Annotated in this window: 11 protein-coding genes; 7 read left to right on the top strand and 4 right to left on the bottom strand. The window is 56.3% G+C overall.

Annotation, left to right across the window (positions count from 1 at the left end; genetic code table 11):
* The first annotated feature begins 35 nt into the window (after positions 1–35).
* From abgT to uspE, 4 genes are all read left to right on the top strand, one after another.
* The gene (abgT, locus tag EDF81_RS02315) at positions 36–1,562 is read left to right on the top strand and encodes a p-aminobenzoyl-glutamate transporter (protein WP_123345867.1); all 1,527 of its coding nucleotides are present in this window, start codon (positions 36–38) and stop codon (positions 1,560–1,562) included.
* 9 nt (positions 1,563–1,571) lie between these two features.
* On the top strand, positions 1,572–2,087 hold the full coding sequence (ogt, locus tag EDF81_RS02310) for a methylated-DNA--[protein]-cysteine S-methyltransferase (protein WP_123345865.1): 516 nt from the start codon (positions 1,572–1,574) through the stop codon (positions 2,085–2,087).
* Between the two features lie 211 nt (positions 2,088–2,298).
* On the top strand, positions 2,299–3,051 hold the full coding sequence (gene fnr, locus EDF81_RS02305) for a fumarate/nitrate reduction transcriptional regulator Fnr (RefSeq protein WP_123345863.1): 753 nt from the start codon (positions 2,299–2,301) through the stop codon (positions 3,049–3,051).
* Positions 3,052–3,195: 144 nt separating this feature from the next.
* The gene (gene uspE / locus EDF81_RS02300; protein WP_123345861.1) at positions 3,196–4,146 is read left to right on the top strand and encodes a universal stress protein UspE; all 951 of its coding nucleotides are present in this window, start codon (positions 3,196–3,198) and stop codon (positions 4,144–4,146) included.
* A 41-nt stretch (positions 4,147–4,187) separates the two neighbouring features.
* Here the strand turns inward: uspE and EDF81_RS02295 are convergent, their stop codons facing one another.
* Entirely contained in the window at positions 4,188–4,937 is a 750-nt protein-coding gene (locus EDF81_RS02295) for an SDR family oxidoreductase (RefSeq protein WP_123345859.1), read from the bottom strand.
* A 101-nt stretch (positions 4,938–5,038) separates the two neighbouring features.
* Here EDF81_RS02295 and EDF81_RS02290 point away from each other — a divergent pair, with 101 nt between their 5' ends.
* Positions 5,039–5,410 carry a helix-turn-helix domain-containing protein gene (locus tag EDF81_RS02290; RefSeq protein ID WP_123345857.1) on the top strand — a complete coding sequence of 124 codons (372 nt, stop codon included), beginning with the start codon at positions 5,039–5,041 and terminating at the stop codon, positions 5,408–5,410.
* 42 nt (positions 5,411–5,452) lie between these two features.
* On the opposite strand, the gene EDF81_RS02285 is transcribed toward EDF81_RS02290, so the two are convergent.
* From EDF81_RS02285 to pntA, 3 genes are all read right to left on the bottom strand, one after another.
* Entirely contained in the window at positions 5,453–5,641 is a 189-nt protein-coding gene (locus EDF81_RS02285; RefSeq protein ID WP_123345856.1) for a YdiH family protein, read from the bottom strand.
* 147 nt (positions 5,642–5,788) lie between these two features.
* Complete coding sequence (gene pntB, locus EDF81_RS02280; protein ID WP_123345854.1) at positions 5,789–7,177, bottom strand: Re/Si-specific NAD(P)(+) transhydrogenase subunit beta; 1,389 nt, start codon at positions 7,175–7,177, stop codon at positions 5,789–5,791.
* Positions 7,178–7,187: 10 nt separating this feature from the next.
* Positions 7,188–8,714 carry a Re/Si-specific NAD(P)(+) transhydrogenase subunit alpha gene (gene pntA, locus EDF81_RS02275; protein ID WP_123345852.1) on the bottom strand — a complete coding sequence of 509 codons (1,527 nt, stop codon included), beginning with the start codon at positions 8,712–8,714 and terminating at the stop codon, positions 7,188–7,190.
* 530 nt (positions 8,715–9,244) lie between these two features.
* Between pntA and ydgH the strand changes: the two genes are divergently transcribed.
* Together ydgH and EDF81_RS02265 are read left to right on the top strand one after the other, a co-directional pair.
* The gene (gene ydgH / locus EDF81_RS02270) at positions 9,245–10,195 is read left to right on the top strand and encodes a DUF1471 family protein YdgH (protein ID WP_123345850.1); all 951 of its coding nucleotides are present in this window, start codon (positions 9,245–9,247) and stop codon (positions 10,193–10,195) included.
* A 186-nt stretch (positions 10,196–10,381) separates the two neighbouring features.
* On the top strand, positions 10,382–11,764 hold the full coding sequence (locus EDF81_RS02265) for an amino acid permease (RefSeq protein WP_123345848.1): 1,383 nt from the start codon (positions 10,382–10,384) through the stop codon (positions 11,762–11,764).
* Positions 11,765–11,776: the final 12 nt, after the last annotated feature.

The following is an 11,776-nucleotide window of genomic DNA, read 5'->3' as shown; positions in this document are numbered from 1 at the left end:
GCAAACACAACAACAAAAACGCACGAGGAACGCCTATGAGTTTATCATCCATTCCTTCTCCGCCCCCTTCCGGCAAGCTGTACGGCTGGGTTGAGCGAATTGGCAATAAGGTCCCGCACCCTTTTCTGCTGTTTGTTTATCTGATCGTGGTGCTGATGCTGGCAACCGCCGTCCTCTCCTGGTTCGGCGTCAGCGCCAGAAACCCGGTGGATGGCTCGCCGGTAGCGGTTAAGAATCTGCTGAGCGTTGAAGGTCTGCACTGGTTTTTACCGAACGTGATTAAAAACTTCAGCGGTTTTGCCCCGCTGGGTGCCATTCTGGCGCTGGTCCTGGGTGCCGGCCTGGCGGAACGGGTCGGGTTACTCCCGGCGCTGATGACCAAAATGGCGTCACACGTTAACGCCCGCTATGCCAGCTATATGGTGCTGTTTATCGCCTTTTTCAGCCATATTTCGTCCGATGCGGCGCTGGTGATTATGCCCCCGATGGGCGCGCTGATTTTCCTTGCGGTGGGTCGTCACCCGGTTGCCGGTCTGCTGGCGGCGATTGCCGGGGTCGGCTGCGGCTTTACCGCTAACCTGCTGATCGTCACCACCGATGTGCTGCTCTCGGGGATCAGTAGCGAAGCGGCCAAAGCGATTGATGCCTCCGTACACGTCAGCGTGATCGACAACTGGTACTTTATGGCCAGCTCGGTGATCGTCCTGACCATTGTCGGGGGGCTTATCACCGATAAAATCATTGAGCCGCGCCTCGGTAAATGGGAAGGCAAAAGCGAAGATGCGCTGCAAACCCTGTCAACGGTTCAGCGCCGTGGGCTGCGGGCGGCCGGTATTGCCGCGCTGGCGTTTATCGCGCTGATCGCCGTGATGGTGGTCCCGGAAAACGGCATTCTGCGCGATCCGGTCCAGCATACGGTCCTGCCGTCACCGTTTATTAAAGGTATCGTGCCGCTGATTATCTTCTTCTTCTTTGTGGTGTCGCTGGCCTACGGCATCGCCACCGGCAAGATTGCGCGTCAGGCCGATTTACCCCAGCTAATGATTGAGCCCATGAAGGAGATGGCCGGTTTTATTGTTATGGTGTTCCCGCTGGCCCAGTTTGTGGCGATGTTTAACTGGAGCAATATGGGCAAGTTTATGGCCGTCGGCCTGACCGATGCGCTGGAGACGGCGGGACTCAGCGGGATCCCGGCATTTGTTGGCCTGGCGCTGCTGTCGTCGATTCTGTGCATGTTTATCGCCAGCGGCTCGGCGATCTGGTCGATTCTGGCCCCCATCTTCGTCCCGATGTTTATGCTGCTGGGCTTCCATCCGGCCTTCGCGCAGATCCTGTTCCGCATCGCCGATTCCTCGGTGATCCCACTGGCACCGGTATCGCCGTTTATTCCGCTGTTCCTCGGCTTTTTACAGCGCTATCAGCCGAAGGCGAAGCTGGGTACCTACTATTCGCTGATCCTCCCGTACCCGCTTATCTTCTTAGTGGTATGGTTGGTGATGCTGGTGGCATGGTATCTTGTCGGCCTGCCCATTGGGCCGGGGATATACCCGAGCCTGCACTAAGGAGAAGGGATGCTGAGATTACTGGAAGACAAGATCGCCACGCCGCTGGGTCCGCTGTGGGTGATCTGCGACGAGCAGTACCGTCTGCGCGCCGTCGAGTGGGAAGAGCACAGCGACCGTATGGAGGAGCTGCTGAATATCCACTATCGTGCCGAAGGCTACGAGCGCGTGGCGGCCAGCAATCCTGGCGGGCTTAGCCAGAAACTGGCGGACTACTTCGCCGGCGATCTCAGCATTATTGAATCCCTGCCGACCGCGACCGCCGGAACCCCTTTCCAGCGTCAGGTCTGGCAGGCGCTGCGTACCATTCCCTGCGGCCAGGTGATGCACTACGGCCAGCTCGCGGAGCAGCTGGGACGTCCGGGCGCTGCCCGGGCCGTTGGCGCGGCAAACGGATCTAATCCGGTCAGTATCGTGGTGCCCTGTCATCGGGTGATCGGCCGTAACGGCACCATGACCGGCTACGCGGGCGGCGTCTCGCGCAAAGAGTGGCTGCTGCGCCACGAAGGCTACCTGCTGCTTTGATGTTTTGTGCGCCGTGATGTCGGCGGCGTACGCATTTTCTAAATCACTCCCATTGCGACCAATAAATAATGTACTTATTATCAATAAGATAGATAATCCACACCCTTTGAATGCCAATTATATATCCCTGGTGCTTTCCCGGACTTACGTGCTCACAAAAAAGATGTTAAAATTGACTAATATCAATTACGGCTACGGCTTGGGCAGACCTATGATCCCGGAAAAGCGAATTATACGACGCATTCAGTCTGGCGGTTGCGCCATTCACTGTCAGGATTGCAGCATTAGTCAGCTGTGTATCCCGTTCACGCTGAATGAGCATGAACTTGATCAGCTGGACAATATTATTGAGCGCAAAAAACCCATTCAGAAGGGGCAGACGCTGTTCAAAGCCGGTGATGAACTGAAATCGCTGTATGCCATTCGTTCCGGCACCATCAAAAGCTACACTATCACCGAACAGGGCGATGAGCAGATCACCGGCTTCCATCTGGCAGGCGATCTGGTGGGCTTTGACGCCATCGGCACCGGGCATCACCCGAGTTTTGCCCAGGCGCTGGAAACCTCGATGGTTTGCGAAATCCCGTTCGAAACCCTGGACGATCTGTCCGGCAAGATGCACAGCCTGCGTCAGCAGATGATGCGTCTGATGAGCGGCGAGATCAAAGGCGACCAGGATATGATCCTGCTGCTGTCGAAGAAAAACGCGGAAGAGCGTCTGGCGGCGTTTATCTACAACCTCTCCCGCCGCTTTGCCGAACGTGGCTTCTCGCCGCGTGAGTTCCGCCTGACCATGACGCGTGGCGATATCGGTAACTATCTCGGCCTGACGGTCGAAACCATCAGCCGTCTGCTGGGACGTTTCCAGAAAAGCGGTATGCTGGCGGTTAAGGGTAAATACATCACCATCGAAAACGGCGATGCGCTGGCGCAGCTGGCCGGTCACTCTCGCAACGTCGCCTGATTTTCCCTTCGCTTTGAACCTCTTGCCGGATCGCTGAATTTATCTGATTTATTGATCTGGCAGAGGTTATCCTCTGTCTCAATCCGCATATATGGTTTACTCTTTGACTTACAGATTGTGGTGAACGCTGTAAGGAGACTCTGTATGGCAAAGTATCAGAATATGCTGGTCGCCATCGATCCTAACCAGGACGATCAACCCGCATTACGACGCGCTGTGTATCTACATCAACGGATTGGTGGCCGCATTAAAGCCTTTCTGCCGATCTATGACTTTTCCTATGAAATGACCACTCTTCTGTCGCCCGACGAACGGACCGCCATGCGTCAGGGTGTCATTAGCCAGCGTACGGCGTGGATCCGTGAGCAGGCGAAATTCTATATCGACGCGGGCATTCCCATTGATATCAAGGTGGTGTGGCATAATCGCCCCTTCGAAGCCATCATTCAGGAAGTGATGAGCAGTGAGCACGACCTACTGCTGAAAATGGCCCACCAGCACGACAGGCTGGAGGCAGTGATCTTCACCCCGACCGACTGGCATCTGCTGCGTAAATGCCCGTGCCCGGTGTGGATGGTCAAAGATCAGCCGTGGCCGGAAGCGGGTACCGCGCTGGTGGCGGTCAATCTGGCAAGCGAAGAGGACTATCATAATCCTCTTAATGAGAAGCTGGTCAGAGAGACGCTGCAGCTGGCCGAGCAGGTCAATCAGACCAGCGTCCACCTGGCCGGAGCCTACCCTATTACGCCCATCAATATCGCCATCGAACTGCCGGACTTCGACCCGAGCGTCTATAACGACGCTATTCGCGGTCAGCACCTGTTAGCCATGAAAGCGCTGCGGCAGAAATTCAGCATCGATGAAAGCAAAACCCACGTGGAAAAAGGCCTGCCGGAAGAGGTGATCCCGGACCTGGCTGAACATCTGCAGGCGGGGATTGTGGTGCTGGGTTCGGTCGGACGCACCGGACTGTCGGCGGCGTTCCTCGGCAATACTGCCGAGCAGGTGATCGACCATCTGCGCTGCGATCTGCTGGTCATTAAGCCGGATGCCTGGAATACCCCGGTCGAACTGGACGATCCGGAAGACGACTAATGTAAATTCCCTGCCTGCACCCGCAGGCAGGGATTTATCCCTCAGAGATTCGCCACGCCCCCGTCCACCAGCATTTCCGTTCCCACCATAAAGCGGGATTCGTCAGACGCCAGATACACCGCTGCATGGGCAATATCCGCAGGTGAACCTAGTTCTCCCGCCGGAACCAGTTCAACGATTGTTTTGCGCAGCGCGGCTTCCTCCTCAGCCGGTAACCCCAGTTTTTTCATTGCCGGCGTATCGGTCGGCCCTGGGCTTAAGCCATTGACGCGGATCCCCTGCCCGATTAACTCCCCGGAAAGCGTACGGGCCAGCGAGAGTAGCGCCGCTTTGCTGGCGGCATAGACGCTGCTCTGAGGCAGGCCAATATGCACGCTGGTCGAACCGCAAAGAATAATCGACGAGGGTCGGGTAAACAGCGGCAGCAGTTTCTGGATCAGAAAGAACGGCCCGCTGAAATTGGTATTGATCGCCTGCTGGTAGGTGGCTTCATTCCAGTCCGCGAGCGGAAGATGGGTCACATCGCCGGCATTAATAAACAGAATATCGAGACGCCCCCAAAGGCGCTTAATGGCCTGAGCCAGCTCCGCCTGCCCGGCAATATTGCCCGCGTCTGAGATCAGCGTAATCAGATCCGCCCCTAGCGCCTCTTTCGCTCTTGCCAGCGCCGCCTCATCACGGCCGGTGATCGCCACGATCGCCCCTTCTGCCATAAATTGCCGGGCGGTTTCCAGCCCGATCCCGCTGCTGCCGCCGGTGATCAGCGCAAATTTTCCCGTTAACCTTGCCATGATTGACTCCCCTTTTGTCTCGTGATGTTCTTATCATGAAACATGCAGTATACTTTTGGAAGTAGGTACCTTTTGGATACTAAAGGAGCATCAGGCAACGAATGAGCACCCCACAACGGCAGAAATGTCCGATGATTACCTTTGTGAATATGGTTTCCGGCAAATGGGCCATCCCGGTGCTTTACCGGCTGATGGTGATTAATGCCCCGGTGCGATTCAGCGATTTAAAACGGGCCATACCGGAAATTACCCAGAAAGAGCTGACCAAACAGCTGCGGCTATTTGAAATGCGAGGCATCGTTAGCCGTCAGATTTACGCCGAGGTGCCGCCAAAGGTGGAGTATCAAATTACGCCGCTGGGGCTGACCCTGAGAGCGACGCTGGATTCACTGGCGGGATGGGTGAATCAGAATGAAGACCAGCTGGCTGCCAATACGCAGACCTGGGCCGAACGGGAAAATAAAAAAGCCTGATGCGATCCGCACCAGGCCCATTCTGTTTAATGCAGGGAGGCGTCAGTGGATACCCAACCGCCAGGCAAAATCGATCTCTTCGCGCAGCTCGCTGGCTGAGAGCGCCATCAGATCGGCGAATTCCAGCTCAAGATGTTTTAGTTTTTTCAGGTACTGCGCCGGGGTTAAGGCGCTGTTGTCGCGGCGGAGAAACTCAATGGCCAGCTGTGCGGGGGTCAATTCGGTATCCATAGCATCCTCTCATTAGTTAACGTCCATTTAAGTATAGCATTTCATGCTGACCACTTTTTGACCAGAAACAACAATCCCGCTTCTGTGAATCGCAGGCAAAAAAATACCGCTCCGAAGAGCGGTATTTCATCGCGTTGAAAACGGGTTTTACAGCGCTTTCAGGATAGCGTCGACGCTGGCTTTGGCATCGCCGAACAGCATCTGCGTATTCTCTTTAAAGAACAGCGGGTTCTGTACGCCTGCGTAGCCGGTGTTCATGGAGCGTTTGAAGACGATAACGTTCTGCGCCTTCCACACTTCCAGAACAGGCATCCCGGCGATGGGGCTCTTCGGATCGTCCAGCGCCGCCGGGTTCACGGTGTCATTAGCGCCGATAACCAGTACGGTGTCGGTGTCGCTGAAATCGCCGTTGATCTCATCCATCTCCAGCACCACGTCATACGGTACTTTGGCTTCCGCCAGCAGCACGTTCATATGACCCGGCAGACGACCGGCAACCGGGTGGATACCGAAGCGCACTTTGATACCACGCGCGCGCAGTCGCTCGGTGATTTCCGCAACCGGATACTGGGCCTGCGCTACCGCCATGCCGTAGCCCGGGGTGATGATCACCGACTGAGAGCCTTTCAGCATTTCGGCGGTCTCTTCCGCACTGATTTCGCGGTGCTCACCCACTTCTTCATCGCTGCCAGTAGAAGAGCCATCGGTTCCGAAACCACCGGCAATTACGCTGAAGAAGGAGCGGTTCATCGCCTTACACATAATGTAAGAGAGGATCGCCCCGCTTGAGCCCACCAGCGCACCGGTCACGATCAGCAGGTCGTTGCTCAGCATAAAGCCTGCCGCCGCTGCCGCCCAGCCCGAGTAGGAGTTGAGCATGGAGACCACAACCGGCATATCCGCCCCGCCGATTGACGCCACCAGATGCCAGCCGAAGGCCAGCGCAATCAGGGTCATCAGCACCAACGCCAGCACCTGCAGACCTACGCTCTCGGTACGCACAAAGACGACCATCAGCAGGAATGACACCACCAGCGCAGCGAGATTCATCTTATGACGCTGCGGCAGCATCAGCGGTTTGGACGAGATTTTGCCGCACAGCTTGCCGAAGGCCACGATAGAGCCGGTAAAGGTCACCGCACCGATAAAGATGCCGAGGAAGACCTCCGTCAGGTGAATGTTGTCCAGCACCGCGTTCACGCCCGGTTCATGGTGCAGGTAGCTGTTTAAGCCCACCAGTACCGCCGCCAGACCCACGAAGCTGTGCAGGACCGCCACCAGTTCCGGCATCTCGGTCATCTCGACTTTCTTCGCCAGACGAATACCGATGGCCCCACCGATCGCCATCGCGACGATGATCCACGCTACGTTGCTGGTGTCAGGACCGAAAATGGTCGCCACCAGCGCGATAGCCATACCGGCCATACCAAACAGGTTGCCCTGCTTAGAGGTTTCGTGTTTCGACAACCCGGCAAGACTGAAAATAAACAGGATAGCGGCAACAATATATGCAGCTGTTACTAATCCTCCAGACATGTGCTACCCCTTAGTTCTTCCGGAACATTTTCAGCATGCGCTGAGTGACGGTGAAACCACCAAAAATGTTGATACTGGCGATCAGCACCGCGATAAAGCTGAAGAAGGTGATCCAGCCACCGTCGCCAATCTGCAGCAGCGCCCCGACAACGATAATCCCTGAAATAGCGTTAGTGACCGACATCAGCGGCGTATGCAGCGCGTGGGACACGTTCCAGACTACGTAATAACCGACCACGCAGGAGAGCGCGAAAACGGTGAAGTGGCCGAGGAACTCTTTCGGTGCCACGTTAGCCAGCCAGCCGAAAAGAATAATCGCCAGCGCCATAAACGCATACTTGCGCCACGGTGATGCCGGTGTCTCCGGGGCTTTTGGTGCTTCAGGCGCTTTTGCCGCCTGCGGCTGAGCGGAAACCTGAATCGGCGGAGCCGGCCAGGTCACTTCGCCGTCGCGGATAACCGTTACGCCGCGAATCACCACGTCGTCGAAATCGACAACCACGTTACCGTCTTTTTCTTTGCACAGCAGTTTCAGCAGGTTAACGAGGTTGGTCCCGTAAAGCTGTGAAGACTGGGTCGGCAGACGGCCCGGCAGATCGGTATAACCGATGATCTTCACGCCGTTCGGCGTGGTGACCACTTCGTTAGCGACGGTGTATTCACAGTTGCCGCCGTTTTGCGCCGCGAGGTCAACGACCACGCTGCCAGGGGTCATACTGTCGACCATTTCACGGGTGATCAGCTTAGGAGCCGGTTTACCCGGAATCAGCGCGGTGGTGACGATAATGTCGACCTCTTTTGCCTGCGCGGCAAAGAGCGCCATCTCAGCCTTAATAAAGGCTTCGGACATCACTTTCGCATAGCCGTCGCCGCTGCCCGCTTCCTCTTCGAAGTCCAGCTCAAGGAACTCGGCACCCATACTCTGCACCTGTTCTTTGACTTCCGGACGCGTATCGAAGGCGCGCACAATGGCACCGAGGCTGTTCGCCGCACCGATGGCCGCCAGACCAGCAACGCCGGCACCGATGACCATGACTTTAGCCGGTGGCACTTTACCCGCGGCGGTGATCTGCCCGGTAAAGAAGCGACCGAATTCGTGCGCGGCTTCCACGATAGCGCGGTAACCCGCGATATTCGCCATTGAGCTCAGGGCATCAAGGGACTGGGCACGCGAAATACGCGGCACGGCGTCCATTGACATCACGGTCACGTTGCGCGCAGCCAGTTTTTCCATCAGCTCCGGGTTCTGGGCCGGCCAGACAAAGCTGACCAGCGTCGTGCCGGGGTTCAGTAACGCAATTTCGTCATCTGAGGGTGCGTTGACCTTCAGGATCACATCCGACTGCCATACGCTCTGGCCATCGACAATTTCCGCGCCTGACTGGACGAATGCCTCGTCATCAAAGCTTGCCAGTTTGCCTGCGCCGCTCTCAATCGCGACGGTGAAACCCAGTTTTAGCAGCTGCTCCACCGTCTTCGGCGTTGCGGCGACGCGGGTCTCATTGGCCAACCGTTCTTTTGGTACACCAATACGCATAATTTTCCCTTCCATCGGTTTTTTATGATGGTTTGTCAATTTAACCGGCGGGATCTCACCGCCGGAGTTCGTCCGGAGGCAGAGATGCTCAGCCCGAAAAATAAAACGGTAACAAACTTTCTATAACCTACTGAAAATTACGGTTGTGATCCACCGCCAGAAAACAGAAATTCTCTTTTTTTCGCTGAAAAGTAATGATCGCAGCCCTCTGATAGCGATATTTGCCTTTATTTCATCTCAACGGCTGATATTTCGCTCACTGCGGGCAATAAAACATGATATTTCTCCAGGCATAAAATCGAGACTTAACATTACATTAACTTATAAAAGTCATATGGATTATCGATTTTGCTGGTCAGGCGGCTGTTTTTTCAACATATCACTAAAAGTTATCGTTGTTTGCCGTTGCGAGCGCATTATGCGCAAAAAATCCCGCAGACAGTTGCCCCGATTCAATGCCATAATCCCCCACGTTTTCAGTCAACAACAAATACCAGAACATGGTTTGCGCAAGGCGAAGGACTATCTTTATGAAGCTTAAGAACACACTCCTGGCGTCCGCACTTTTGTCGGCCACCGCGCTGACAGCTAACGCAGCGACAGAACTGACTCCGGAGCAGGCTGGAGCACTGAAACCTGAAGATCGCATCGTGGTCACCGGCCGTTTTAATTCCATCGGCGACGCGGTAGCGGCCGTTTCCCGCCAGGCTGATGCAAAAGGCGCGGCCTCTTTCTATGTTGTCGATACCTCAGACTTCGGCAACGGCGGCAACTGGCGCGTCGTTGCGGATATCTACAGCAAAAACGCGGCCAAATCCGAAGCGCCGTCAAATCGCATCATCAACGGCATCATGGAATTACCGAAAGACCAGGCCGTCATGCTTGAGCCGTTCGATACCGTGAGCGTGCAGGGCTTTTACCGCAGCCAGCCGGACGTGAACGCTGCCATCACCAAATTAGCGAAAGAAAAAGGTGCAGCGTCGTTCTATATCGTTCGCCAGTTTGACACCAACGACGGCGGCAACCAGCAAATCACCGCTTACGTCTATAAGGCCGACGCGAAAAAACGCGTCGTACAGAGCGCGGACGCCGTTCCGGCTGATTCCGACGCCGGTCGCGCCCTGCTGGCTCAGGGTGGCGAAGCCGCGAAGAAAGTGGAAATCCCGGGCGTCGCCTTTTCCGCTGAGGCAGGCTCAACATCTGAAGTGGGCCGCTTCTTCGAAACTCAGTCCTCTAAAGGCGGTCGTTACACTGTCACTCTTCCGGATGGCACCAAAATTCAGGAAGTGAATAAAATCACCGCCGCGCAGATGGTGCCGTTTGATAGCGTCAAGTTCACCGGCAACTACAGCAGCTCGACGGAAGTCTCCTACCAGGTGGCCAAACGCGCCGCACAGAAAGGTGCCAAGTATTACCACATTACCCGCCAGTGGCAGGAGCGTGGCAATAACCTCACCGTTAGCGCAGACCTCTACAAGTAATCCTTCAGAAGGCGGCGCAAGCCGCCTTCTTTTTTGCCCCACCGACGTATTTACGTTTTTCTGACTTAGCCCGTTGCAAGCAAGCCATTCTCTCCGTAAAATCCCGCGCCTTAGCGTTATTCACCTTATTTATGCGCTTTTACCCAATAATTATTCTTTACTCGTTCCTTGTTAATGCGGATGCCCATGGAAAAGAAACTCAGCCTCAGTGCCCTGACCGCCCTTGTTTTAAGCTCCATGCTCGGCGCGGGGGTATTTAGCCTGCCGCAGAATATGGCTGCGGTGGCCAGTCCGGCGGCGCTGATCGTTGGCTGGTCCATTACCGGCGTCGGGATCCTGCTGCTGGCCTTTGCCATGCTGATCCTGACCCGCCTGCGCCCGGAACTGGACGGCGGTATCTTTACCTACGCTCGCGAAGGCTTTGGCGAGCTGATCGGCTTCTGTTCCGCCTGGGGTTACTGGCTGTGCGCGGTGATAGCCAACGTCTCCTATCTGGTGATTGTCTTTTCCGCCCTGAGCTTCTTTACCGACAGCCCGGGCCTGCGCCTGTTTGGCGACGGCAATACCTGGCAGGCCATGCTGGGCGCGTCTGTGCTGCTGTGGGTCGTTCATGCCCTGGTGCTGCGCGGCGTACAGACCGCCGCCGGGATCAACCTGCTGGCAACCCTCGCCAAACTGCTGCCGCTGGGGCTGTTTATTATCCTCGCGGCCATCGCCTTTAGCAGCGACACCTTTAGCCTCGATTTTGAAGGCGTGGCGCTGGGTGTACCGGTCTGGGAGCAGGTGAAAAACACCATGCTGATCACCCTGTGGGTGTTTATCGGCGTTGAAGGCGCGGTGGTGGTCTCTGCCCGGGCGCGTAATAAGCGCGACGTCGGCAAAGCTACACTGCTGGCGGTACTGGCCGCGCTGGGTGTCTACCTGCTGGTGACCCTGCTTTCTCTTGGTGTGGTCCCGCGAACCGAGCTTGCCGGTATGCGCAACCCGTCGATGGCCAGCCTGATGGTGGAGATGATGGGGCCGTGGGGAGAAGTGATTATTGCCGCCGGTTTGATTGTCTCGGTGTGCGGTGCCTACCTGAGCTGGACCATTATGGCCGCAGAAGTGCCTCTCCTGGCCGCCAACCATAAAGCCTTCCCACGCATCTTTGCCCGCCAGAATAAAAACAACGCGCCGTCGGCGTCCCTGTGGCTGACCAACAGTGCGGTGCAGGTCTGCCTGGTGCTGATCTGGCTGACCGGCTCCGACTACAATACCCTGCTGACCATCGCCTCAGAGATGATTCTGGTGCCCTATTTCCTGGTCGGCGCGTTTCTGCTGAAGGTCGCCACCCGTCCGCTGCATCAGGCGGTGGCTATCGGGGCCTGTATTTATGGCTTATGGTTACTCTATGCTTCCGGCCCGATGCATCTGTTATTATCGGTGGTGCTGTATGCGCCGGGCCTGCTGGTCTTTCTCTATGCCCGCAGTACGCACGAGCACAACAGCGTGCTGCGCCGCCGCGAGCTGGCGCTAATGGGATTGTTACTGGTTGCCGCCGTTCCGGCAACCTGGATGCTGATGGGGTAAATCGCGATGCCC

It is taken from the genome of Enterobacter sp. BIGb0383, from assembly GCF_003751845.1.
In the GTDB taxonomy this organism is placed as follows: Bacteria; Pseudomonadota; Gammaproteobacteria; order Enterobacterales; family Enterobacteriaceae; genus BIGb0383.
Note: the sequence above shows the minus strand (reverse complement) of the source record. Positions and strands in the feature narration are given on the sequence as shown.

Coding starts and splice junctions, on each gene's coding strand:
- abgT (WP_123345867.1), top strand. CDS start 36: ATGAGTTTATCATCCATTCCTTCTCCGCCCCCTTCCGGCAAGCTGTAC.
- ogt (WP_123345865.1), top strand. CDS start 1,572: ATGCTGAGATTACTGGAAGACAAGATCGCCACGCCGCTGGGTCCGCTG.
- fnr (WP_123345863.1), top strand. CDS start 2,299: ATGATCCCGGAAAAGCGAATTATACGACGCATTCAGTCTGGCGGTTGC.
- uspE (WP_123345861.1), top strand. CDS start 3,196: ATGGCAAAGTATCAGAATATGCTGGTCGCCATCGATCCTAACCAGGAC.
- EDF81_RS02295 (WP_123345859.1), bottom strand. CDS start 4,937: ATGGCAAGGTTAACGGGAAAATTTGCGCTGATCACCGGCGGCAGCAGC.
- EDF81_RS02290 (WP_123345857.1), top strand. CDS start 5,039: ATGAGCACCCCACAACGGCAGAAATGTCCGATGATTACCTTTGTGAAT.
- EDF81_RS02285 (WP_123345856.1), bottom strand. CDS start 5,641: ATGGATACCGAATTGACCCCCGCACAGCTGGCCATTGAGTTTCTCCGC.
- pntB (WP_123345854.1), bottom strand. CDS start 7,177: ATGTCTGGAGGATTAGTAACAGCTGCATATATTGTTGCCGCTATCCTG.
- pntA (WP_123345852.1), bottom strand. CDS start 8,714: ATGCGTATTGGTGTACCAAAAGAACGGTTGGCCAATGAGACCCGCGTC.
- ydgH (WP_123345850.1), top strand. CDS start 9,245: ATGAAGCTTAAGAACACACTCCTGGCGTCCGCACTTTTGTCGGCCACC.
- EDF81_RS02265 (WP_123345848.1), top strand. CDS start 10,382: ATGGAAAAGAAACTCAGCCTCAGTGCCCTGACCGCCCTTGTTTTAAGC.